At 66.6% G+C, this 19,666-nt stretch carries 19 protein-coding genes and 1 tRNA gene; 16 read left to right on the forward strand and 4 right to left on the reverse strand.

Annotated elements, in window-relative coordinates:
- The first annotated feature begins 151 nt into the window (after positions 1-151).
- From ACZ5ZX_RS20965 to ACZ5ZX_RS20985, 5 genes are all read left to right on the forward strand, one after another.
- Positions 152-1,078, forward strand: a complete 927-nt coding sequence (locus tag ACZ5ZX_RS20965) for an ABC transporter permease (RefSeq protein ID WP_465503668.1) — start codon at positions 152-154, stop codon at positions 1,076-1,078.
- On the forward strand, positions 1,071-2,024 hold the full coding sequence (locus ACZ5ZX_RS20970; RefSeq protein ID WP_465503669.1) for an ABC transporter permease: 954 nt from the start codon (positions 1,071-1,073) through the stop codon (positions 2,022-2,024). Before ACZ5ZX_RS20965 ends, ACZ5ZX_RS20970 begins: the two co-directional genes overlap by 8 nt.
- On the forward strand, positions 2,025-3,023 hold the full coding sequence (locus ACZ5ZX_RS20975) for an ABC transporter ATP-binding protein (protein ID WP_465503670.1): 999 nt from the start codon (positions 2,025-2,027) through the stop codon (positions 3,021-3,023). It abuts the gene before it with no gap.
- Positions 3,016-4,020 carry an ABC transporter ATP-binding protein gene (locus tag ACZ5ZX_RS20980; protein ID WP_465503671.1) on the forward strand — a complete coding sequence of 335 codons (1,005 nt, stop codon included), beginning with the start codon at positions 3,016-3,018 and terminating at the stop codon, positions 4,018-4,020. Before ACZ5ZX_RS20975 ends, ACZ5ZX_RS20980 begins: the two co-directional genes overlap by 8 nt.
- 70 nt (positions 4,021-4,090) lie before the next feature.
- Positions 4,091-5,812: a S8 family serine peptidase gene (locus ACZ5ZX_RS20985; protein WP_465503672.1), complete on the forward strand. Its 1,722-nt coding sequence runs from the start codon at positions 4,091-4,093 to the stop codon at positions 5,810-5,812.
- A gap of 88 nt (positions 5,813-5,900) precedes the next feature.
- On the opposite strand, the gene ACZ5ZX_RS20990 is transcribed toward ACZ5ZX_RS20985, so the two are convergent.
- Both ACZ5ZX_RS20990 and ACZ5ZX_RS20995 read right to left on the reverse strand, forming a co-directional pair.
- Positions 5,901-6,395: a hypothetical protein gene (locus tag ACZ5ZX_RS20990; RefSeq protein WP_465503673.1), complete on the reverse strand. Its 495-nt coding sequence runs from the start codon at positions 6,393-6,395 to the stop codon at positions 5,901-5,903.
- Between the two features lie 598 nt (positions 6,396-6,993).
- Positions 6,994-8,490 carry a S10 family peptidase gene (locus tag ACZ5ZX_RS20995; RefSeq protein ID WP_465503674.1) on the reverse strand — a complete coding sequence of 499 codons (1,497 nt, stop codon included), beginning with the start codon at positions 8,488-8,490 and terminating at the stop codon, positions 6,994-6,996.
- Positions 8,491-8,518: 28 nt separating this feature from the next.
- On the opposite strand from ACZ5ZX_RS20995, the gene nfi reads away from it, so the two are divergent.
- The 9 genes from nfi to ACZ5ZX_RS21040 all read left to right on the forward strand — a co-directional run bounded on the left by nfi (position 8,519) and on the right by ACZ5ZX_RS21040 (position 15,750).
- A complete protein-coding gene (gene nfi, locus ACZ5ZX_RS21000) occupies positions 8,519-9,199 on the forward strand; it encodes a deoxyribonuclease V (RefSeq protein ID WP_465503675.1) in 681 nt (226 codons plus the stop codon).
- A complete protein-coding gene (locus ACZ5ZX_RS21005) occupies positions 9,196-9,888 on the forward strand; it encodes a uracil-DNA glycosylase (RefSeq protein ID WP_465503676.1) in 693 nt (230 codons plus the stop codon). Before nfi ends, ACZ5ZX_RS21005 begins: the two co-directional genes overlap by 4 nt.
- 84 nt (positions 9,889-9,972) lie before the next feature.
- On the forward strand, positions 9,973-11,301 hold the full coding sequence (locus tag ACZ5ZX_RS21010; RefSeq protein ID WP_007028829.1) for an NAD(P)/FAD-dependent oxidoreductase: 1,329 nt from the start codon (positions 9,973-9,975) through the stop codon (positions 11,299-11,301).
- A gap of 113 nt (positions 11,302-11,414) precedes the next feature.
- Positions 11,415-11,488, forward strand: a tRNA-Leu gene (locus tag ACZ5ZX_RS21015).
- 63 nt (positions 11,489-11,551) lie between these two features.
- Positions 11,552-12,814 (forward strand): sulfite oxidase, encoded by a 1,263-nt coding sequence (locus ACZ5ZX_RS21020; RefSeq protein ID WP_465503677.1) that lies wholly within the window; start codon positions 11,552-11,554, stop codon positions 12,812-12,814.
- Position 12,815: 1 nt separating this feature from the next.
- On the forward strand, positions 12,816-13,325 hold the full coding sequence (locus ACZ5ZX_RS21025; RefSeq protein WP_465503678.1) for a winged helix-turn-helix domain-containing protein: 510 nt from the start codon (positions 12,816-12,818) through the stop codon (positions 13,323-13,325).
- Positions 13,326-13,483: 158 nt separating this feature from the next.
- On the forward strand, positions 13,484-14,203 hold the full coding sequence (locus tag ACZ5ZX_RS21030; protein ID WP_465503679.1) for a hypothetical protein: 720 nt from the start codon (positions 13,484-13,486) through the stop codon (positions 14,201-14,203).
- Positions 14,204-14,273: 70 nt separating this feature from the next.
- The gene (locus ACZ5ZX_RS21035) at positions 14,274-15,110 is read left to right on the forward strand and encodes an alpha/beta fold hydrolase (protein ID WP_465503680.1); all 837 of its coding nucleotides are present in this window, start codon (positions 14,274-14,276) and stop codon (positions 15,108-15,110) included.
- A gap of 55 nt (positions 15,111-15,165) precedes the next feature.
- Positions 15,166-15,750, forward strand: a complete 585-nt coding sequence (locus tag ACZ5ZX_RS21040) for a DUF7010 family protein (protein ID WP_465503681.1) — start codon at positions 15,166-15,168, stop codon at positions 15,748-15,750.
- Here ACZ5ZX_RS21040 and ACZ5ZX_RS21045 read toward each other — a convergent pair.
- Both ACZ5ZX_RS21045 and ACZ5ZX_RS21050 read right to left on the reverse strand, forming a co-directional pair.
- Positions 15,723-16,370, reverse strand: coding sequence for a response regulator (locus ACZ5ZX_RS21045; RefSeq protein WP_465503931.1), 648 nt, complete (start codon positions 16,368-16,370; stop codon positions 15,723-15,725). The two genes, ACZ5ZX_RS21040 and ACZ5ZX_RS21045, sit on opposite strands and share 28 nt — an antisense overlap.
- Positions 16,371-16,400: 30 nt before the next feature.
- Positions 16,401-17,600 carry a sensor histidine kinase gene (locus tag ACZ5ZX_RS21050; RefSeq protein ID WP_465503682.1) on the reverse strand — a complete coding sequence of 400 codons (1,200 nt, stop codon included), beginning with the start codon at positions 17,598-17,600 and terminating at the stop codon, positions 16,401-16,403.
- Positions 17,601-17,769: 169 nt separating this feature from the next.
- Between ACZ5ZX_RS21050 and ACZ5ZX_RS21055 the strand changes: the two genes are divergently transcribed.
- Complete coding sequence (locus ACZ5ZX_RS21055) at positions 17,770-18,372, forward strand: DUF4190 domain-containing protein (protein ID WP_465503683.1); 603 nt, start codon at positions 17,770-17,772, stop codon at positions 18,370-18,372.
- 77 nt (positions 18,373-18,449) lie between these two features.
- On the forward strand, positions 18,450-19,577 hold the full coding sequence (locus tag ACZ5ZX_RS21060) for an acyl-CoA dehydrogenase family protein (protein WP_465503684.1): 1,128 nt from the start codon (positions 18,450-18,452) through the stop codon (positions 19,575-19,577).
- The last annotated feature ends 89 nt before the right edge of the window (positions 19,578-19,666 follow it).

Below are 19,666 nucleotides of genomic sequence, written 5' to 3' on the forward strand. Positions count from 1 at the left end.
TCCGCGCCGAGGTGGGGGGCCGCGCCCAGCACCCCCCGGGGGGGATGGGGGGGGGGGTGTGCGGGGGGGTGTGGCCACCCCCCCCCCCCCCCCACCCCCCCCCCCGCCGGTCCCACAGCTCCCACCACGCGATCTCCAGGACGGCACGCCCATGTCCCAGTACATCCTCCGTCGCCTACTTCAACTGATTCCGGTCTTCTTCGGCACCACGTTCCTCATCTACGCCCTCGTGTGGGCGGTGCCCGGTGACCCGTTCGCGGGTAAATGCGGTCAGGTCGCCTGCCCGCCCGCCTACGTCGAGATGATGACCGCGAAGTTCAACCTCGATGATTCGATCTTCGTCCAATACTTCAAATACCTCGGCAACCTGTTCACCGGTGACTGGGGTGAGACCTTCAACGGCGTCTCGGTCGGTGAGCTGATCTCGAACGCTTACCCGGTCACCGTCCGGCTCGCGCTCATCGCGGTGGCCATCGAGGCGATCATCGGACTCGCCGCCGGCATCCTGACCGGGCTGCGCGGCAAGGGTTTCCTCGACAACCTCGTGCTGATGTCGACCACGTTCCTGATCTCGATCCCGGTGTTCGTCACCGCGATCGTGCTGCAGATCATCCTGGGTTCGGAACTGGGCCTCATCGAGGCGAGCGTGTCCGAGGACGCGACGGTCGGCGAGCTCATCGTGCCCGGGATAGCGCTGGGCAGTCTCTCGATGGCCTACATCGCCCGGCTGACCCGGACGAGTATCGCCGAGAACCGGCACGCCGACTACGTCCGCACGGCCGTCGCGAAAGGACAGCCGCGCAGCCGCGTCGTCGGTGTTCACCTGCTTCGCAACTCGGTGATCCCGGTACTGACCTTCATCGGCACCGACATCGGCGCGCTCATGGGCGGGGCCATCGTCACCGAAGGCGTGTTCAACATCAACGGCATCGGCGGGCTCATCTTCCGCGGTATCCAGAACCGGGAGGGCGCCACCGTCACTGGCGTCGTCGTCCTGCTGGTGATGGTCTACCTGCTGGTGAGTCTCACCGTCGACCTGCTCTATGCCGTTCTCGACCCGAGGATCCGTTATGACTGACCCCAACGTGGCCGGTGGCGTGTCCTCTGTGGACGTCGCCGCCGCAGGTGTCGCCGACGACTCCGCGCTGGCGTACAAGCCGCGCAGCCTCGGCGGTGACGCCTGGCGGATGCTGCGCCGCAAACCGTCCTTCATCATCTCTTCCGTCATCATCCTGCTGATCGTGCTGATCGCCATCGCGCCGGACCTGTTCAGTTCGCGTCCGGCCGGGTTCAGCGATCTGACGCACGCCAACGAAGGCCCGTCCGCGGACGCCTGGTTCGGCTACGACAACCAGGGTTACGACGTCTACGCGCGGACCATTCACGGCGCGCGGGCGTCGTTGCTGGTCGGTGTCTTCGCGACGGTGCTGACGATCCTGATCGGTTCGATGGTCGGGATCGTCGCCGGGTATTACGGCCGTCTCGTCGACAGCCTGTTCTCCCGGGTCGGCGACATCTTCGCGGCGTTGCCGTTCGTGCTCGGCGCGATCGTCATCCTCACGACGTTCAACGCACCCGGCACGAATCCCGGCGCGGTCACCATCATCGTGCAGGTGGTGTTCTCGATCGCGGCGCTGAGCTGGCCGGTGGCGATGCGCATCATGCGTTCGGCGACGCTGGTGGCCAAGCAACTCGACTACGTCAAGGCCGCACGCGGTCTCGGCGCGAGCACGCCGCGTATCGTGTTCCGGCATCTGCTGCCCAACACGGTCGCGCCGGTGCTGGTCTACGGGACCATCGCGCTCGGTGCCTTCATCGGGGCGGAGGCTACCTTGGCCTACCTCGGTGTCGGCGTGCGGCCGCCGGTCGTCTCGTGGGGCGTGATGATCAGCGACGCGCGGGACTATTTCCGGGTCATCCCGCATATGTTGTTGTTCCCCGCCGGATTCGTGACCGTCACCGTGCTCGCGTTCGTCATGCTCGGTGACGGTATCCGCGACGCACTCGACCCGAAGGCCCGGTGAATGGTCGTGGACAACGAATTGCTGCTGGAAGTGGAAGATCTCCACGTCGAGTTCCGGACCTCGGACGGCGTCGCGACCGTGCTCAACGGCGTCGACTACGCCGTGCACGCCGGGGAAACCCTTGCCGTGCTGGGCGAATCCGGTTCGGGCAAGAGCGTGACCGCGCAGACGGTGATGGGAATCCTCGACAGTCCGCCCGCCGTCGTCACCGGTGGCGCCGTCCGGTACCGCGGCGAGGATCTGCTCACCGCCACCGAAGAACGGCGGCGTGAGGTGCGGGGCGCGGGGATCGCGATGATCTTCCAGGACGCGCTTTCCGCGCTGAACCCGGTGTTCACCGTCGGATTCCAGATCGAGGAGCAGTTGCGCGTCCGGCTCGGGATGTCCAAAAAGGACGCACGGAAGCGGGCGATCGAACTGCTCGACATCGTGCGCATCCCGGCCGCCGCGCGCCGGATCCGCGAGTACCCGCACCAGTTCTCCGGCGGGATGCGGCAGCGCGCGATGATCGCCATGTCGCTCGCGCTCGATCCGGATCTGCTGATCGCGGACGAGCCGACGACCGCGCTGGACGTCACCGTGCAGGCCCAGATCATGGACCTGCTGGCGGAGATCCAGGCCGAACGGCGGATGGGGCTGATCCTCATCACCCACGACCTGGCGGTGGTCGCCGAGGTCGCCGACCGGATCGCGGTGATGTACGCGGGCCGGATCGTCGAGCAGGCCGACGTCGCCGAGTTGTTCCGCTCGCCGGGGCATCCTTACACCGAGGCGCTGATGGCCTCCCTGCCGCGGCTGGACCTCAAAGGTCAGACGCTGAAGACCATCACGGGCCTGCCGCCGAGCCTGCTGCACGTCCCGCCGGGCTGTCCGTTCCATCCGCGTTGCCCCCGGGCGGTGGACCGGTGCGAGTCCGAACGGCCCACGCTGCACAGTCTCGGATTCGGCAGGGTCAGCGCCTGCCACTTCGCCGAAGAGGTGGTGAGTGAGCGTGTCTGAGCCCATTTTGCGGGTCGAGAACCTGGTGAAGTACTTCCCGGTACGAGCGGGGATCCTCTTCAAACGCACGATAGGTCACGTGAAGGCTGTCGACGGGGTCTCGTTCGACCTCATGCCTGGCGAAACCCTGGGTGTGGTCGGGGAATCCGGCTGCGGGAAGTCCACATTGGCCCAGGTGCTGATGCGCTTGGAGGAACCGACGGGCGGGGTCGCGACCTTCGAAGGCCGTGACCTCTTCGCGTTGCGGGGCGCCGAACTCAGGAAAATGCGTCGCGAGATCCAGATCGTGCTGCAGGATCCCTACACCTCACTGAACCCGAGGATGACGGTCGGTGACATCGTCGGTGAGCCCTTCGAGATCCACACCGAAGTGGCGCCGAAGGGCTCACGGGCGGCGAAGGTGCGGGACCTGCTCGACGTCGTCGGGCTGAACCCCGAGCACATCAACCGCTATCCGCACCAGTTCTCCGGCGGGCAGCGGCAGCGCATCGGGATCGCGCGGGCCCTGGCGTTGCGGCCGAAGGTCATCATCTGTGACGAACCGGTTTCCGCACTGGACGTCTCCATCCAGGCACAGGTGATGAACCTGCTCGGTGAACTGCAGAAGGAATTCGGCCTTTCCTATGTGTTCATCGCACACGACCTGTCCGTTGTCCGTCACCTTTCCACGCGGGTGGCGGTGATGTATCTCGGCAAGATCGTGGAAATGGGCACCGAAGAGGAGATCTACGAGCATCCCTCGCATCCCTACACACAGGCGCTGCTGTCGGCGGTGCCGGTCGCCGACCCGGCGTTGCGTGGGCAGCGGCAGGTGATCCGCCTGGAAGGCGACGTGCCGAGCCCGCTGGATCCGCCGTCGGGCTGTCGGTTCCGCACCCGGTGCTGGAAGGCGCAGGACATTTGCGCCGACCAGGAACCCGAATTGATCAACCGGACCGGTGGACATTTGTCGGCCTGTCATTTCGCGGAGGAAAAAACCGTCGTGCCCGGACTTTAGTAGGGACTTCGTTGAAGGCCGACGGTCAGTGACGTAGTTTGCACGAATCGTTTTCTTCAGGAGGCATGAAGTGAAAAGATCGAGATCTCTCGTCATCGCCTTGGCGGTACCGCTGTTCGGCGCCATCGTCGCGGCGCCGGTGGCGTCCGCGCAGCCACAGCTTTCCGGTGCGCCGACGGAATTCTCCGTGCTGGCCCGAGCGGGACAGAGTGTCGCTTCGGTGGAGCGCGCGATCCGTGCCGCCGGAGGCACGGTCGTGACCAGCAACGCCGCGGTCGGCCTGATCACCGCGACCGCGCCCGCCAACGGTTTCGCCGAGCGGGTCTCCGCCGACCGTTCGGTGTTCGGTGCGGCCAAAGCGAAGCCGATCGGCTCCGCTCCGAAGAGCGGCAAGGCGAAGGTCAAGCCGAACGTCGTCGAGAAGGAGAGCCGCGGGGCTGCTTCGGCGCCGAAGGCTGCTTCGGCCCAGTCCGCCGGGCTCGATCCGCTCGACAGTCAGCTCTGGGGTCTCAAGTCCGTCCGTTCGGACCTTTCGCGCACCGTGCAGCCGGGCGACAAGCGGGTGAAGGTCGGCATCATCGACACCGGTGTCGACGCGAGTCACCCGGACATCGCCCCGAACTTCGACCGGGCGTCGTCGCGGAACTTCACCAAGGACATCGTCGCGGACGTGAACGGTGAGCCCGTCGACGGACCGTGCGAGTACCGCGGCTGCGTCGACCCCACCGACGTCGACGACAACGGACACGGCACGCACGTCGCCGGCACCATCGGCGCCGCCGTGAACGGTTTCGGCGTCTCGGGCGTCGCGCCGAACGTCACGCTGGTGAACCTCCGCGCCGGACAGGACTCGGGCTTCTTCTTCCTGCAGCCGACCGTGGACGCGATCACCTACGCCGGCGACGCCGGTGTGGACGTCGTCAACATGAGCTTCTACACGGACCCGTGGCTCTACAACTGCTCCGCCAACCCGGCGGACTCGGCCGCGGAGCAGGCGGAACAGCGCACCATCATCGAGGCCACGACCCGCGCGTTGAACTACGCGCACCGCAAGGGCGTCACCCAGGTCGTCTCGCTGGGCAACCAGCACACCGACCTCGGCGCCCCGCAGCCGGACGCCTCCAGCCCGGACTACCCGTCGAACAGCACGCACCCGCGGCAGATCGACAACGCGAGCTGCCTCTCGCTGCCCGTCGAGGGCCCGCACACGATCGGCGTCTCGTCCTTCGGCCCGTCGCAGGCGAAGGCGGACTACTCGAACTACGGCGTCGAGCAGATCTCGGTCTCCGCACCCGGCGGCTACTTCCGTGACGGCTACGGCACCCCGTGGTTCCGCACGCTCGAGAACGAGATCCTCTCGACGTACCCGCGCAACGTCGGCGTCGCTGAAGGCAACATCGACGCGGCCGGGAACATCACGCCCGACGGTGTCACCGCGGGCATCCAGAAGGCGACCACCGCCGACGGCCGTGTCGGCTACTACCAGTGGCTGCAGGGGACGTCGATGGCGTCGCCGCACGCGACCGGTGTCGCCGCGCTCATCGTTTCGCAGTACGGCAAGGGTTCGCGCGACTTCGGGATGGACCCGGACGCGGTGCAGCGGGTGCTCGAAGGCACGGCGTCGGACATCGCCTGCCCCGTGCCGCGGACAGTCGACTACCTCAAGGAAGGCCGCGACGCCACGTTCACCGCGACCTGCGTCGGTGACGCTTCGTTCAACGGCTTCTACGGCCACGGTGCCGTTGACGCCTGGTCGGCCGTTACGCGAGGCTCGCAGTACCTGCGGGGCTGATCCCTCGGTTCCGCCGAGTGCTATGAAAGGTCCTTTCCTTGCAAAATTTGCAAGGAAAGGACCTTTCATAGCGTTACGGGTCGGACGGTCAGGCGGCCCGATCGGTGCGGACCACGGAGACAGCCGGTCTCGGACGTCGTGATGCCGCCTCGGCTGCGGCCCTGAGTTCGGCGATGACCTTGTCCGGTTCGTCGCGAATCCGGGAGGGCAATGTCTGCACGACGATGATCCCGGCAGCCGCGTACCGATTGTTGCGGTGGAGGGTCTTACGGTAGGCATCCCTTCCGAAGTGGAAGGCATACGAATCGATTTCCCATGCCATGGCGAGTTCATCGCACCATGAATCGGGCTTGCCGACGTAGTTTCCGAAAGCGTCGAGGATCCTCACGTTCCGTTGGGCTGGAGGGAGCCCCGCCTGCTTCCAGATCGCCAGTGCGGCGGCCTCGGGTACCGACTTGACCTCGGCTGAGAGCTCTCTGAGCACGGCGCGGGGAAGTGCGGTTCCCCGCCTGCTGCCGGATTCGAGTTCGGCGCTCAGTTCATCGACCGTGCACAGGCCTGTCTCGACCGTTTCGATCAGCAAGGCACGTACTGGGTCGAGGTCGCGGATACGCCGTACGCCGTCCAAGACCGCTCGAGCCGGAGCGGCCAGAGGGACCCCTTCGACTATGCGATGGTCCGGCATGACGATCGTTCTCTCAAAGATCGCGAATTTGACGCTTCGCACTTTGCGCTGTTGGGGAATGAGCACGTGGACGGTTCCGTGAGGCCCGGCTTGCCGTAGCCCGTATCTGCGCGCGGCCTCGAAGCCAGTGACGACCCCGCGGCCGCCGGTGAGCATCAACGAGGCTTCGACTCGTTGTCGGGCGGTCGGTTGTTCCTTCGAGAGAAGGACGACGCCTGGCAGGAGGTGAGTCCACCTTCCGCCAGGCTGGCATCTTCGGTACGCCGTGCTTTGCGTGACCCCTAGCTTCTCCAAGGACGCCACACGGATGACGCCATGCCTGCTGTGTTGACGTAGGTACGAGTCCGTAATCGGAGCTTTGGATAGGTACATGTCAACATGGTCGTGGGTGGGTCCGACAGAACTTGGTACCTGAGTGCTATGAAAGGTCCTTTCCTTGCAAAATTTGCAAGGAAAGGACCTTTCATAGCACTTGCCAGGCGTGAGCGCGACGTTCCTACTTCCCGGAAGCGGCCTTCACGAACTTCGCCAAGTCCTTCGACTGCTGCACCCGGGACTCCTCGTGCACGTACATCATGTGCCCGGCCGGGTAGTACGCCGTGTCGATGTTCTCCCGCAGCTCCTCGGGAATCTGCAAGCGCGCCAACACGTGCTCCGAAGCGAAGTAAGGCGTAGCGCCGTCATAATGACCGAAAGCGACATGAACCCGCAAATGCGGATTCGCCCGCATCGCCGAGGCGAGAGAGTCCACAGAGGACACGGAACGACCCTCGAAGTCGGAGTACGACCAGGCCTTGAAGACGTCCGTCGACAAGACCTCGTACGGAAGATCGTTCTCGTAACCCAGTTCGGCCCGCACGTAGTGGTTGAGGCCACTCGCGTAGGCGCCGATGATCCGTGAGATCGACGGGTCGTCGCTCATGTGCTCGCGACCGCCGTCGGGTTCCCAGGTGGTGAACCGGCCGTCCATCCGGCCGACGGTGAGACCCTTGTCCCGCAGCAGTTCCGTGAAGAACCGGACATGTTCGATCCGCAGGTTGACGCGGTCCACATAGGACTCGCTGAGGCCTGTGAGTGACGCGAGCGTCGCCACCGCTTCGGCGCGATCCTGTGTGGACAGACGCGCGCCGCGCGCGAGGGCCCAGGGGAGTTCCTTGGCGGCGAAGTCCTCGGCGTCCGCGAGGACGTCGTCGAGCGGGCGTTCGCCGTGGAGACCGTGGTAGTGCGCGATCGCCGCGTACGTCGGCACGTAAAGCGTGTACGGCAGGTCGTTGCCCTCGGTGAACCGCAGGGTGCCCAGGTCGAGCACGGAGGAGATCAGGAGCAGTCCGTTGAGGTACATCCCGTGGCGTTCCTGCAGATGCGCCGCCAAACCGGCCGCGCGGAGCGTCCCGTACGACTCGCCCGCCAGGAACTTCGGCGAAAGCCAGCGCTGTTTGCGCGAGACCCACAGCCGGATGATCTCTCCGATGGACTCGATGTCGGCGGTGTACCCGTGGTACTCCTTGGCCTTCTCACCGTCCACCGCGCGCGAGTAGCCGGTCGACACCGGGTCGATGAACACCAGGTCGCTGTGCGCGAGCAGGGTTTCCTGGTTGTCGGTCAGGCCGTATGGCGGCGCGACCGGGTCGTCGACGTCGCCGGACAGCACACGCCGCGGGCCGAGCAGGCCCATGTGCAGCCAGACGCTCGCCGAACCGGGCCCGCCGTTGAACGCGAACGTGACCGGGCGAGTGCCGGGCTCCGCGTCGTCGAGGGTGTACGCGGTCAGGAACACCTCGGCCTTGGCCTTGTGGCCTTCGGACTTGCCGTCGGTGATGACCTCTTTCCGCAGCACGATCCGCCCGGTCTGGGCCGTGTACGCGAGCTTCCGGCGTTTGAGCGTCAGCGTGTGCTTCGTGGTGACCAGGTCGTCGATCGGCTCGACCTTGGTTTCCACCGACGGGGTGTCCTTCTCGTCGGTGGCCTTCTCATCGGGATTGGTGTCCGGCATGGTCCCAACTTACTGGCAGTCTGTACGGGTGGACATCGTCACGGCGCATGATCGCCCGAACACCGTCGCCGAAGCGATCGAAATCCAGGAGACCCTGCGTGGCCTGGTCGAACTCGAGGATCGCTGTCCACAAGAGATCCTCACGGTCACCGGTCTGGACGTCGCCTACGACGAGGAGAGCGACCTCATCGCGGCCGCCGCGGTCACTCTCGAAACCTCCGGATTCCGCGTCGTGGAAAAGCGAACCGTCGTTTCCAAGGTTTCGTTCCCGTACGAACCGGGCCTTTTCGCCTTCCGGGAGCTGCCGCCACTGCTCGACGCCCTCCGCGCGCTCGAACACACCCCCGATCTCCTGGTCTGCGACGGACACGGGCTGGCTCATCCACGCCGATTCGGACTGGCGTGTCATGTCGGCGTCGTGAGCGGTTTGCCTGCCATCGGGGTCGGCAAGACCCGGTTCATCGGCGAACACGACGAGCCGGGCCGGGAGCGCGGCGCCCGGACGCCGCTGCTGGACGACGGCGACGTCGTCGGCTCCGTCCTGCGTACCCAGGACGGCGTGAAGCCCCTCTACGTCTCCGTCGGCCACAAGATCTCGCTGGACAACGCGTGCCGCCAGGTGCTGCGGCTGTCCCCGGCGTTCCGGCAGCCCGAGACGACCCGCCTCGCCGACCGCCTCTGCCGCGACGCCTTGAAGGAGGCGCTATGAGGTTCCACTCGATCGCGGAGCTCGACGCCGAGGTCGTCGGCTGCCGCGCTTGCCCCCGGTTGGTCGCGTGGCGCGAGGAGATCGCCGTGGTCAAGCGTGCGGCCTTCGCCGGCGAGACCTATTGGGCGCGTCCGGTGCCCGGATTCGGCCCGCCGGACGCGTCATTGGCGATCGTCGGGCTCGCCCCGTCAGCCCATGGCGCGAACCGGACCGGCCGCATGTTCACCGGCGACCCCTCCGGTGACGTTCTCTTCAAGGCGCTTCACCGGGTCGGGGTCGCTTCGCAGCCCACATCGACCCACCTGGGTGACGGCCTCGAACTGCGCGGGACCAGGATGGTCGCCCCCGTCCGCTGCGCGCCGCCCGCCAACAAGCCGACACCTGAGGAACGGGACACCTGCCGATCGTGGCTCGCCGCCGAGCTCGCGTTGCTGAGGCCGACGCTGAAAGCCGTCGTGGTCCTCGGCGCGTTCGGCTGGCAGGCGCTGCTGCCGGTCCTCGCGGAGGCGGGCTGGCCGGTGCCCGCGCCACGCCCGAAATTCGGGCACGGCGCCGAGGTGAGCCTCGGCGACCTGCGCCTTTTCGGCTGTTACCACGTGTCGCAGCGCAATGTCCAGACCGGCCGCCTGACGCTTGACATGGTGTGCGACGTGCTGACCGCCGCGACCTCGGTGGCCGGCCTGAACTGAATCGGTGCGGAAGCCGTGGCGACGCTGGTCACAGCCGGATGGGGTCTGCGAGCGATCTCAGCAGATGGGTGCGACTATAGAAATATGGCTGGTGTTAAGTCGGAACCGACGCGGATCCTCGTCCTTGGTGGTGGATACGTCGGGCTCTACACGGCGTACGGGCTCCAGAAGATGCTCCGGGCCAACGAAGCGTCCGTGACGGTCGTTGACCCGCAGCCGCACATGACCTATGCCCCCTTCCTGCCCGAGGCGGCGGCCGGTGCGATCGAACCGCGGCACGTGGTCGTGCCGCTGCGGCGCGTGCTCAAGCGCTGCCACGTGCTCACCGCGCGCGTGACGAAGATCGAGCACGAGCGCAAGGCCGTCACGGTCGAAGCCGCCGACGGGCACGTCGAGCAGCTGAACTACGACGTCCTCGTGGTCGCGCTCGGCGCCGTCGCGCGCATCCTGCCGATCCCTGGCCTGGTCGAGGAAGGTATCGCCTTCAAGACCATCGGTGAGGCGATCTACCTGCGCAACCACGTCATGACGAAGCTCGACGAGGCCGCCAGCACGCTCGACCCAGAGCAGCGCAAGCGACTGCTGACGTTCACCGTCGTCGGCGGCGGCTTCGCCGGTATCGAGGCGCTCGCCGAGCTCGAGGACATGACCCGCTTCGCGGTGGAGAACTACTACCCGAACCTCAAGGTCGAGGACATCCGCTGGGTGCTCGTCGAGGCCGCCGGGCGGATCCTCCCCGAGGTGCGCGAGACGCTCGGTGTGTACACCGTCGAGCAGCTCGAGAAGCGCGGCATCGAAGTCTATTTGTCGACAGCGGCGAAGTCGTTCGAGAACGGCCACGTCGTGCTCTCGGACGGCACCGAATTCGACACCGACACGATCATCTGGACCGCCGGTGTGAAGGCGAACCCGGTGCTCGCCAGCTCGGACCTGCCGCTGGACAAGCGCGGCCGCGTCGAGGCCACCGCCGCGATGCAGGTCGTCGGGCACCCCGACGTCTGGACCGCCGGTGACAACGCCGCCGTGCCGGACCTTTCGCGCACCGAGCAGGACCCGACCGCGACCTGCCCCCCGAACGCGCAGCACGCCGTTCGCCAGGCGCGTCTGCTGGCGAAGAACATCATCAAGGTGATCCGCGGCGGCAAGCCGAAGGACTACTACCACAAGAACCTCGGTGCGGTGGCCAGCCTCGGCCTGCACAAGGGTGTCGCCGACGCGCTGAACCTGAAGATCAAGGGCTTCCCGGCCTGGCTCTTCCACCGCGCGTACCACCTCAAGGCGATGCCGACGTGGAACCGCAAGATCCGCATCCTGTTCGACTGGATGCTCGGCGGCCTGTTCCGGCGCGAGGTCATCTCGCTCGGCCAGATCAACAACCCGCGCGAGGAATTCGACAGGCTCTCGAAGTCCTGATTTCGTAGCTTGCCGTGAAGGCCTCCTTCCCTACCTTGAGCGTAGGGAAGGAGGCCTTCACGGCGTTCAGGGTTAAGTCATCGCCGGAATGTCACATCGCTTAGGCTGTCGGTGCCCCGGTAGCCCAACTGGCAGAGGCAGTCGACTTAAAATCGACACAGTGCGGGTTCGATCCCCGTCCGGGGCACAACTGGTTCCGCTCTGTGGACACGCTGGTCCGCGCGGACGGCCGCTGCTCACAATGAGCCGCATGACCGGAATCGGCCTGACCGACGAAGCCACCTACGACCGCACGCGACTCACGCAGTGGCGGGCGGGGGAGGCGCGAGGTGACGGGTTGTCGCGGCGCAGGCTGTTTCGGCTGACGGCCGGTGGCGGGCTCGCGTTGGCGGCGTTCGGATCGTTGCCGTCGGGGACGGCGTCGGCGGCCGCGCCGATCGTGAAACCCTTGCCGCCGGAGTTCTTCGAGGTCTACGGCACCAACGCGGAGACGCGCTGGGAGGCGTTGAGCGGGCAAGGCTATCTGACGCCGATCGAGCGGTTCTTCGTCCGTAACCACACCTCGACCCCGCTGATCGACGCACGCTCGTGGCGGCTGAAGCTCTTCGGCACCGGCTTGCGCGGAGCACCGACGGCGGACCGTCCGGTCGAGTTCACCTACGCCGACTTGCTCCGGCTGCCTTCGGAGACCATCACGTCCGCCATCGAGTGCGCGGGCAACGGCCGGAGTTTCTTCACCAGCCAGCAAGGGCAGCCGGTGTCCGGTACGGCGTGGAAACTCGGCGCGGTCGGGGTCGCGCGCTGGCGTGGCGTCCGTCTCGCCACCGTGCTTGCCAAGGCGGGGCTGACGCGGCAAGCGGTGGACGTCCTGCCGGAGGGGCTGGACGCCGACTACGTCACCGCAGGGGTCAACCTGGGAAAGGTGCGCCGCCCGCTGCCGGTCGCGAAGGCCTTGCAGGATGTCTTGCTGGCGTACGAAATGAACGGGCGGCCGCTGCCGCCGGACCACGGTCATCCGGTGCGGCTCGTCGTGCCGTCGTGGGTGGGGATCTCGTCGATCAAATGGCTGGGACGTATCGAAGTTTCCGAAACGCCGCTGTTCTCGCCGTGGAACACGCAGTACTACCGGCTGGTCGGCTCCGGCTACCCGGCGGAGGGCACGGTCGTGACCCGGCAGGTGGTCAAGAGTGCCTTCGAATTGCCGTGGAACGCCGAGTTCGCTGCCGGCGCCAAGCGGGTACTGCGCGGCCGGTCATGGTCGGGAAACGGGCGGATCCGGCGCGTCGAAGTGAACACCGGTGACGGCTGGCGGCAAGTGAAGTTCGTGGGAGCGGCGGCGGATCGCGGATGGCAACGCTGGGAAATCCCTTGGCGTCCAGGTGTTTCCGGCCCGTACACGCTGCGGGCGAGGGCCACGGACATCACCGGCGTCACCCAGCCGGACGTCACTCCGCACAATACGCAGGGCTACCTTTTCGACGCTGTGGTGCGGCATCCGGTCCGGGTGGTGTGAGATGACGCAGTCGGTCGTGGTGACCGGGGAACCGGCCGTCGAACTGACCTTGGCCTTGCGGGTCAGCACCGACTCCGAGCACGCCGCCGCGATCGCCGCGCGCCTGCTTGAGTCCTTTGAGGACACTGTCGGAATGACTTTGACGGCGCGTACTTTCCACGACGACAAGGTCGTCGAACTCGCCGGACGCCGCCGTCGCCTCAGCGCTCCCGCGCCGCCGCTGCGCATCGAGCCCGAGTCACGGCGAGTGCTGCTGTGCGGCGAGGTGCTGGAGTTCACGAGGCTGGAGTTCGATCTCCTGCTGTTCCTGTGCCGGAATCCGGACCGCGTCTTCGACCGTGGCACCCTGATGGCGCAAGTGTGGAGGCTGAGCGGCGGCAACGTGCGAACGGTGGACGTCCATATCCGCAAGATCCGCGGCAAACTCGAACCCGTGCTGGCGCCCATCGCGACCGTGCGCGGAGTCGGTTACCGGTTCGACGGAGCGGGACAGGTGTTCATCGCGGACTGAGCAGCGATCTCACTACGACAGTCACTCACTCAGGTTGCTCTTGGTCACGTTGCGATGACGGGGAACCTTCTGCGGTAACACAACGCCACTTTTTCTCGAACTGTCAGGCACTCGGCTGGTGCGCGGCCTCCTTAGCGGTCGCCCTCGACCTCTTGGAGATGTCTGACATGTACACCCCGCAACCACCATCACCCGCTCCTTTGGCCGCTGCGACTCCGCGGCCCACGAAGTTCGCGGGACTCGCCTGGACCGGGCTCATCCTCGGCATCGTCGGTGTCGTCGGCTCACCGATCATCTTCTTCAACAACCTCACCGCCGTAGTCGCCGGTGTCGGGTTCGTCCTCGGCGTGATCGCGCTTTTCGGCTCGAAGAAGATCCTCGCGGCCATCGGTGTCGTGCTGTGTGTGCTTGCCGTCGTCTTCACGGTCATCGCCCAGGGAGCGGCGGTGAAGGAACTGAACGAGAAGTTCGGCCTGCCCGAAACGGACAAGAAGGCGAGCGGTCAGACGTACGCGGTGGGCGAAACGCATCGCGGCACCGCCGTGGACATCACCGTCGCGGATCCGAAGGCCTTCACCACGAGTGAATATGCGGCTCCGACCCAGAAGGCCAAGGCGACGAGTTACCAGGTGACGGTCGTCAACCACTCAGACAAGCCGTGGTCCGCCGCGATGCTGCTCGTCCAGGCCACAATGGGCAACACCAGTGCCGAGCAGGTTTTCGACACCGAAGCGGGCCTTGGCGGTTCACCGAGTCAGGATGTCCTGCCGGGTAAGGAACTCACGTTCCGGGTCGGCTTCGTCGATACTCCGGGGGACGTGACGATCCAGGTCGGCACTGTGACCGACGACAGGGTGTATTTCGTCCAGAAGCGCTGATGGGGCGGATTCCCGCGCAGACTGAACTCTGGCCCATCGCCCGGCAAAGTCGCGATGCCAAAATGGAACCGTGACTCCGACCTACGTTCTCGTGCACGGTTCCAACAGCGGCTCGTTCACCTGGGGCCCGCTGCAACGCGAGCTCGCCCTGCTCGGCCACCGCACGCTGGCCGTCGATCTGCCTGGCCACGGCTTCGGCGCCGCTTTCCTGGCGGCGTACCAAGCGCCCCAGGACCTCGAAACGCTGGCCACAGCACCTTCGAAGATGGCTGACGTAACTCCCGCTGAAGCCGTCGAGCACGTAGTGGACATCGTGCGCCGTGCCGCCGAGCACGGGCCGGTCGTCCTGGTGGGACACAGCCGCGGTGGTGCCACGCTCACCGGGGTCGGCAACGCCGTCCCGGAGCTGATCGACCGGATCGTCTACATCTCCGCGTGGTGCTGCGTCGACGCGACCATCGGCGAATACATGCAGGGGCCCGAGTACGCGAGCAGCGCGCTCAACGACGTCGGCGGGGTCGTCGTCGCCGACCCCGCGGCGCTCGGCGCGCTTCGGATGAACTGGCGTACAGCCGACCCCGAGCTGCTGGCCGCGTTGAAGACCGCGATGCTCGAAGACGGTACCGATCAGGAGTTCTTCGCCTACCTCAACACTCTCGAGCCGGACGAGAGCCTCGACGCGGGTACCGAACGCGCCGATGCCGCCACGTGGGGCCGGATCCCGCGCACCTACATCCGGCTCACCGAGGACCGGTCGATGCCGATCGCGCTGCAGGACCGCTTCATCAAGGAGGCGGACGCACTCACCCCGGACAACCCGACCGACGTGCGCTCGGTCGAGAGCGGTCACGTGGGGTTCCTGATCCGGCCACGGGAGGTCGCGGACATCCTCGCCGGACTCGCCTGACGCCGTCGCCCGCTCGGGTATCGTTCCGCCGGGGGGAGGAGGAGAACCGCGTATCGTGACGGACGGACAGTTCACCAAAGGGCAGCTGATCACCTTACTGATCAGTTCCGCGATCGGCGTGGGATTCGGTGCCGGGTGGTGGTTTTTCGGCGCTTCCTCTGTCTCCAGTGGATCGACTCCGCTGGTCGGTTCAGGTGTCGTCGTGGTTCTCGGACTGGCCGGCTGGCTGATTCTGACAGCGCGGCGGGGTGCCGGGCTGCCGCCGGGCGGCGGCAGGGGAGAAAGCCCGTTCGGTAAGCAGTACGGCATCGCCGTGTTGCTGATGCTGGTGGGGATCTTCGCGGGGGCGAGGGTGCTTTCGGCGGTCTTCGAACTTCCCGAGGCCGTGCCCGCATGGGTGCTTTTCGTGGTGGGCTTGCACTTTCTGCCCTTCGCGAAGCTGTTCGGATCACGGCGTTTCCTCGTGTTGAGTGCCTCGCTGTGCGTCGCCGCCGTGATCGCGATCATCCTCGCGGTCGCGGGATGGAAGGCGGCTTGGCAGCTCGTGCCGGGCTTCGGCGGCGCCGTGATCCTCTGGGCGACCGTCGCGGCGGGGCTGCTCGACGCGGCCCGTCAGGGAGCGACAAGCCCGGCTTCGTAGGCGAAGATCGTCAGCTGGACCCGGTTGGTCGCGTCGAGTTTCGCGAAGATCCGGGTGATGTGGGTCTTCACCGTCGCTTCGCTCAGGTGCAGTGCCGCGCCGATCTCGGCGTTGGTCCCGCCTTGCGCGACGGCGGTGACGATCTCTCGTTCCCGTTCGGTCAGTGTGGCCAGCCCGGCATGTGCGCGGTGCCGTCGCGGACTCATCCTGTTCGCGACGAAATGGCCGATGAGTTTCCGTGTAGTCCTCGGCGACAACATCGCCTCCCCTGCCGCGACCACCCGCACCGCGTCGATGATCTCCTGCGGCGAACCCTCTTTCAGCAGGAAGCCGCTGGCACCCGCGCCAAGCGCGTCGAAGACGTACTCGTCGAGGTCGTAAGTGGTCAGGACGAGGACTTTCGGTGGATTGGCCAGCGCGGTGACGGCGGCCGTCGCGGCGAGGCCGTTCATCCGCCGCATCCTGATGTCCATCAGCACGACGTCGGGGGCGTGCATGGTCACCTTCGGCACGGCCTCGTCCCCGTCGCCCGCTTCCGCGACGACCCGGATGTCGTCGGTGCTGGACAGGATCATCGACAAGCCGGTTCGCACGAGGGGGTCGTCATCGACGAGCAGCACTCGTAGTGGGCGCTGGTTCACCCGGTCAGGTTAGTGGTGTCCCCACGGCAGCCAAGCCCGGACGGCGAAGGTGCGCTCTTCGGTCGGTCCGGCACTGACGTTCCCGCCGATCAGGGTGACGCGTTCGCCGATGCCGGTGAGTCCGGTGCCCGCGCCCGGCGGCTTTCCCGCGGTGACCGTCGCGGGCAGCGGATTCACGACTTCGACGATGAGCCCGTTCCCCGGCCCGCCGCGAACCGAAACCTCGGCCGTGGCACCAGGTGCGTGCTTCAGGATGTTGGTCATCGATTCCTGGACGATCCGGTACGCGGTCGTACCGAGCAACGCCGGCGCACCACCCGGGTCGTCGAGCAGGATCGTCACGTTGACGCCCAGCCCCGCTCCGCGGGCGTTGGCGACCAGTTCGGGGATGTCCGCCAACGTCGGCTGTGGCGGTTCGGGGTGTGGCCCGCTCTCGCCGTTTTCGCTGAAACCCTGGCCGTCGCGCAGGACACCGATGACCTGCCGTAGGTCTTCGAGTGACTGGCGTGCGGTCGTGCGAACGGTTTTCGCCGCTTCGGCCGTCGCGGGGCCTTTGCTGACTTCGAGCGCGCCTGCCTGCAGTGACAACAGGGAAAGCCGGTGCCCGAGGACGTCGTGCATCTCGCGCGCGATGCGCGTGCGTTCCGCGCGACGGGTCATTTCGGCGCGGAGTTCCTCTTCTTTGGCCTCGCGGATCGCGAGCGTGTCCTGCATTCCGCGGACGACTCCGACGGTGAGCGGCACGGCCGTCATCACGACGGCGACCGTCAGCGTCCCCATCAGCTGCGCGGCGGAGAACTGCTTGCCGACGATCTGCCCGGCGACGGTCACGTCGGGATGGCGGTTGGCGTCGCCGAACAACGCCCACGCCGTGGCGAGGTAGACCAGTACGGACCCGATCCACAGGAGCCGGTCGCGGCGGTGCGCGGCCAGGGCGGCGAGTGCGACCAACGCGGCCAGCGCGTCGGACCGGAAGCAAAGTGGTGGCACCAACGCGATGGCGAGGACGAGTTCCGGCCATCTGTGCCGCCAGCAGAGCATGACCGCCGCGGCGATCCCGGTGAAGAACCCTAGCGCGGACCACCAGGTCGGGTCGAAAGATCTCGTCGCCGGAAGGTATCCCTGCGTACTGAAGACGAAGATGCTGCTGATCACGCACGCCGCGACCGCCACCACGGTGAGCACCACACCGAGCACACGCCTTCCCATGCGCAGAGCGTACGCAAACCCGCCTGGGCGCCCGCATCAGCGGAACAGGTTCTTCCAGGAGCGCGAGTTACGACTTTCGTCGTAACGGTTCGAGCGCCGAGGACGACGCGGCCACCTCCCGATCGCTGGTTGTATGCCGCCTCGTTCATTCGTTCTGAAAGGAAAACCCGTGACCCAGCAAACCCCCTACACGCCGGCCCCGCATGCCCCCGCCGCCCCGCTGCCACCCCGCAACGGCATCGGTGTCACGGGCTTCGTCCTCGGCCTGGTGGGGCTGGTCTTTTCCCCGATCCCGTTCATCGGCGTCATCGCCTGGCCGCTGGTGATCCTCGGCCTGATCTTCTCCATCATCGGACTCGTCCGCGTCAAGAACGGGAAGGCCACCAACAAGGGGCTCTCCATCACCGGTATCGCGCTGTCCGCGCTCGGGCTGGTGGTGTGCGTGGTGTGGATCTTCGTGTTCAACGCGGCCGTGGACGAGGTCAACAACGAGCTCAACCGCACCGCGAAGGTGTCTTACGAAATCACTGGGGACGCCACGAACGTCGAGGTCATCTACGGCGAGGTGCTCAACCCCGTCACCGAAACGGTTCCGGCACTGCCGTGGCACAAGGACGTCGAGAACAAGGGTGTGTACAAGGGCGGCACGCTGACCGTCACCACGGGTGAAACCGGTGGCTCGGTCAGCTGCAAGATCACCGTCGACGGCGCGGTGGTTTCGACCAAGACCGCTTCCGGCGAATTCGCCACGGCCGCCTGCACCGGGGTGTGACGGTCGGACCGTGAAAGGCCTCCTTCGCCATTCTCGGGGTGGCGAGGAGGCCTTCGCGATTGCGGCATGATGCGGAGATGACCGAGTCCGCGCATCCGTTCGCCCCGCCCGCCCACGAACGCCGCTGGATCGAAACCGTCACCGAACTGGCGAAGGGATTCGCCGCGAAGGCGGCCGACTTCGACGACACGGCCGAGTTGCCCATCGCCAACCTCCGTTCCTTGCACGCGACCGGTCTCGACAGAGCGACGTTGCCCGCCGAGTTCGGTGGCGAGGATCTGAGTTACCGGGCTTACGGCGAGATCGTCCGGATCCTCAGCGCCGCGTGTTCCTCGACCGCGTGCGTCTGGGTGATGCACATCGGCGCCGCCGTCGGGTTGGTCCAGCTGTCCGCTCCCGAAGCGGGCCGCTTCTATGCCGGGGAACTCATCGACGGCAAACGCTTCGCCAACGCGCTGTCGGAACCGAGCAGCGGGAACATGTTCCTGATGCCGCAACAGGTCGCCGAGCCCGTCGACGGCGGGTTCCGGCTCACCGGCGCCAAACGGTTCGTATCCGGCTGCGAGGTCGCCGATCACTTCCTGGTCAACGCGCTCGTCGACGGCGCGCCCACCTTCTTCGGCGTCGCTCCGGACGACACGATGACGTTCGTGCCCATCTGGGACACGATGGGGCTACGGGCGAGTCGCAGCCAGCTCGTCTCGTTCGAAGGCACGGTCCTGCGGGAGGACCGCCGATGTCCGCCCTCGACCGAGCGGCGCCCGAACCACATCGGGGCGGGGCTCGCGTTCCTTTCACTGGGGATAGCCGACGCGGCGGAAGAAGCGCTGATCACGCACTCCCGTAGCCGGGTCATTCCCATGACCGGCCAGTCGCTCGCCGAACTGCAATGGCTGCAGTTCGAAGTGGCGGACGTCCACACCCGCCTCGACGCCGCGCGTATGTACGCCCGGAACATGGCGTGGCTGGCGGATCAGAACTCTCCGGAATTCCTGTCCGCCACCATGACCGCGAAGGTGCTCGCGAACGACATCGCCCGCGACGTCGCCCAGCTGGCGTTGAAAGCGGGAGGTGGCTCGGGTTTTCTGCGCACTTCGCCGATTCAGCGCCTCTTCCGGGACGCGCAGGCGGGCGGGTTGATGGCCTATTCCGCCGAAGTCTGCAAGGACCGGATCGGGAAGACGGTGCTCCTGCCGCAGGACTGACCTCTCCGATGGCCGGCCGGGTGACGTCAAGCCCGGCCGGTCCCGCCGAAACGGGTCAGCAGCAGCCGGTGCCGCAGTCGCAGTCGCAC

The sequence above is a fragment of the Amycolatopsis sp. NPDC033938 genome (assembly GCF_055575975.1).